Here is a 3,460-nt window from a genome sequence, read left to right on the forward strand (position 1 = left end):
TTTCGCTTGTGCGCGCTGTCGTGGGATCGCGATAAATGAGGTCTATTGCCGCAACGCGTTGTGCGGCCGACGATTACGCGTTGAGGCGCGTTGAGGCGCGTTGATTGCGACACCCGGCGGGGCGATGGCCACGCGCCGGGCGATACGTTTCATCTGCAACCAATTCGTGCGGAAAGCGTCACCGACCGCGCGGCAAACGCATCGGGTATCGCGGCGCATCCCTCCACGCGCGCTGCTGCACGATCACCCCTCCAACGCCTGGAGGTAGGTCTGCCGCCAGTGGTTGATGTCGTAGGTGCGCAGGTGGTCCATCATGGCCTGCCAACGCTCGGTGCGTTTGCGCAGGGGCATGGTGGCGGCGGTGGCGATCGCATCGGCCACGCCGTCCAGGTCATGCGGATTCACCAGCAGCGCCTGCTTGAGTTCATCGGCCGCACCGGCCAGCAGTGACAGCACCAGCACGCCGGGGTTCTCCGGGTCCTGCGAGGCCACGTATTCCTTGGCGACCAGGTTCATGCCATCGCGCAGCGGGGTGACCAGGCCCACGGACGCTGCCCGGTAGAAACCGGTCAGGGTGGCGTGGGTGAAGTTCTGGTTGACGTAGCGCAACGGGGTCCAGTCCGGCGCGGCATGACCGCCGTTGATGTGCCCGGCGATCTGTTCCAGCTGGCCGCGCAGCTGGCGGTACTCGGTGACATCGCCGCGCGACACCGGCGCGATCTGCAGGTAGGTGAGGCTGCCGCGCTGGTCGGGGTGACGTTCCAGGTAGCGCTCGAAGCCCTGGAAGCGCTCGGGCAGGCCCTTGGAATAGTCCAGCCGGTCCACGCCGATGGCCAGCTGGCGGTCGCGCAGGCTGTTGCGCAGATCGCGCACGGCCGGCTTGTTGGCACCGGCCTTGGCCTGGCGCTCGATGTGCGCGGTATCGATGCCGATCGGGAACGCCGCGGCACGGAAACGTCGACCGCCGGGCGCTTCCAGTTCGCCATCGGCCAGCACCCGGCCGCCACCGAACAGGCGCACGTAGGACTGGAACCGGTCGGTGTCGCGCTGGGTCTGGAAGCCCACCAGGTCGTAGGCGTACAGGCTGGAAAACAGCCGCAGGTGGTCGGGCATGGCCTGCAGCAGGTCGGCCGACGGCATCGGCACGTGCAGGAAGAACCCGATGCGGCAGCCGATACCACGCTCGCGCAGCAGCGAGGCCAGCGGAATCAGGTGGTAATCGTGGATCCACACGATATCGTCTTCGCGCAGCAGCGGCGCCAGCTTCTCGGCGAACAGCGCATTGACCCGACGGTAGGTTTCGCGGGTGGCGCGGTCGTAGTCCACCAGGTCCAGGCGGAAGTGCAGCAGCGGCCACAGCGTGCGGTTGGCGAAGCCGTTGTAGTAGCCGTCGACGTCGCGCTTGTTGAGGTCCATGGTGACGTAGCGGATGTCGCCGTCCACCTGCTCATGCATTTCGCCGCTGGTGTCGCGCACGGACTTGCCGCTCCAGCCGAACCACACCCCGCCGCGTTCCTTGAGCGCGGCCAGCAGGCCGACCGCCAAGCCACCGGCGCGGGATTCACCGGGGACCGCGACCCGGTTGGACACCACGACCAGCCGGCTCATGATGCTTCCTGCCAGCTGCGCGACAGCCGCATCGCCGCGGTGATCAGGCCCACGTGCGAATAGGTCTGCGGGAAGTTGCCCCACGCTTCGCCGCTGTCGAAGGCCAGGTCTTCGGAGAGCAGGCCCAGGTGGTTGCGGCGTTCAAGCAGGGTCTCGAACATGTCGCGCGCTTCGTCCATGCGGCCGATCGCGGCCAGCGCGTCGATGTACCAGAAGGTGCAAATGGTGAAGCTGGTTTCCGGCTCGCCGAAGTCGTCCGGTGCGACGTAGCGGTACAGCGCATTGCCGTGCTTGAGGTCGCGGCCGATCGCCTCGACGGTGGCGATGAAGCGCGCATCGTGCGCTTCGATGAAGCCGATGTCGGCCAGCAACAGCAGGGAGGCATCCAGGCGGTGGCCACCGAAGGTATCGGTGAAGCGGCCCAGCTCGTCGCTCCACGCTTCTTTCAGGATGCGCGCGTGGATGGTGTTGGCGCGGTCGCGCCAGTAGTCGGCGCGGTCATCCAGCTTGAGCCGGATGGCGATCTTGCACAGGCGGTCGCACGCGGCCCAGCACATGGCGCTGGTATAGGTGTGCACTTCGGTGCGGCCGCGGAATTCCCACAGCCCCGCATCGGGCACGTTGTGCAGGGCGAAGGCCTGCTCGCCCAGCGGTTCCAGCCGCGCGAAGGTGTGCGCGTCGCCCGGGTCCTGCAGGCGCTGGTCGAAGAACAGCTGGGTGGAGGCCAGTACCACGCTGCCGTATACGTCGTGCTGGCGCTGTACCCAGGCCAGGTTGCCACGCCGCACCGGGCCCATGCCGCGGTAGCCGTCCAGCGAGGCCACTTCGGTTTCCTCCAGCTTGGCCTCGAAACCGATGCCATACAGCGGCTGCAGGCTGCCATCGGTGGTGGCCAGGTTGAAGATGTAGCCCAGGAACTGTTCCATGGTGCGGGTGGCACCCAGGCGGTTGAGCGTGCGCACCACGAAGGCGGCATCGCGCAGCCAGCAGTAGCGGTAGTCCCAGTTGCGGATGCTGCCGGGCGCTTCGGGAATGGAGGTGGTCATCGCGGCGATGATCGCGCCGCTGTCTTCGTACTGGCACAGCTTCAGGGTGATCGCGCTGCGGATCACCGCGTCCTGCCATTCCAGCGGAATGGACAGATAGCGTACCCATTCGCGCCAGTAGTCGCGGGTGCGCTGGAAGGACTCCTGCACATAGCCGCTGAGCGAGCGGTTCAACGACTCGTCCACGCCCAGTACCAGGTTGACCGGGTGGCTGAGCACGAACGGCAGGCCGTCGCGCACGAAGCGCAGCGGCACGTCGGTGGTCAGCCGCAGCACGTGGTCGGGCAGCTCCCAGCGGATGTGGTTGCTGCCCCACGTGGAGGCCGGCACGCGCGCGCCCCAGTCGGCCAGCGGGCGGGCACGCACGATGATGCGCGGATTGCCGGCCAGCGGACGCACCTGGCGGATCAGGCTGACCGGGCGGTAGAAGCGGTCGTTCTGGCGCCAGCGCGGCGCAAAATCGATGATTTCCAGCGCGCCTCCGTGCTTGTCGTGCAGCACGGTGCGCAGGATCGCGGTGTTGGTGAGGTAGCTCTGCTCGGTGCTGACCAGGTCTTCGAGCTCGATCGCGAAATCGCCGCCCTCGTTCTGGTTGGGGCTGAGCAGGGCGCAGAAGGTAGGGTCGCCGTCGAAGGTGGGCAGGCAACTCCAGACCACGCGCGCCTGCTGGTCGATCAGGGCGCCGAAGCTGCCATTGCCGACCACGCCAAGATTCAGATCAGGTTGTTTCATGGGCACTGCAATCTCGCTCAAGGCAGGCCGCTGCACGCAAGGCCAGCGGCACGTTGGGTGGGGCGCCCACGCGC

2 protein-coding genes are annotated in these 3,460 nt (G+C 67.1%); both read right to left on the reverse strand.

The features are described 5' to 3' along the window. Nucleotides 1–243: 243 nt before the first annotated feature. Nucleotides 244–1,608, reverse strand: coding sequence for an alpha,alpha-trehalose-phosphate synthase (UDP-forming) (gene otsA / locus DBR34_RS12880; RefSeq protein WP_128097085.1), 1,365 nt, complete (start codon nucleotides 1,606–1,608; stop codon nucleotides 244–246). Further along, complete coding sequence (locus DBR34_RS12885; protein ID WP_128097086.1) at nucleotides 1,605–3,386, reverse strand: glycoside hydrolase family 15 protein; 1,782 nt, start codon at nucleotides 3,384–3,386, stop codon at nucleotides 1,605–1,607. The genes otsA and DBR34_RS12885 overlap by 4 nt, the downstream gene beginning before the upstream one ends. Nucleotides 3,387–3,460 lie beyond the last annotated feature (74 nt).

Origin of the sequence: Stenotrophomonas sp. HMWF003, from assembly GCF_003061285.1 — a bacterium.
GTDB lineage: Bacteria > Pseudomonadota > Gammaproteobacteria > Xanthomonadales > Xanthomonadaceae > Stenotrophomonas > Stenotrophomonas maltophilia_AP.

Excerpts from the sequence above, each read along its gene's own strand:
- DBR34_RS12885 (WP_128097086.1), bottom strand. The coding sequence starts at position 3,386 with ATGAAACAACCTGATCTGAATCTTGGCGTGGTCGGCAATGGCAGCTTC.
- otsA (WP_128097085.1), bottom strand. The coding sequence starts at position 1,608 with ATGAGCCGGCTGGTCGTGGTGTCCAACCGGGTCGCGGTCCCCGGTGAA.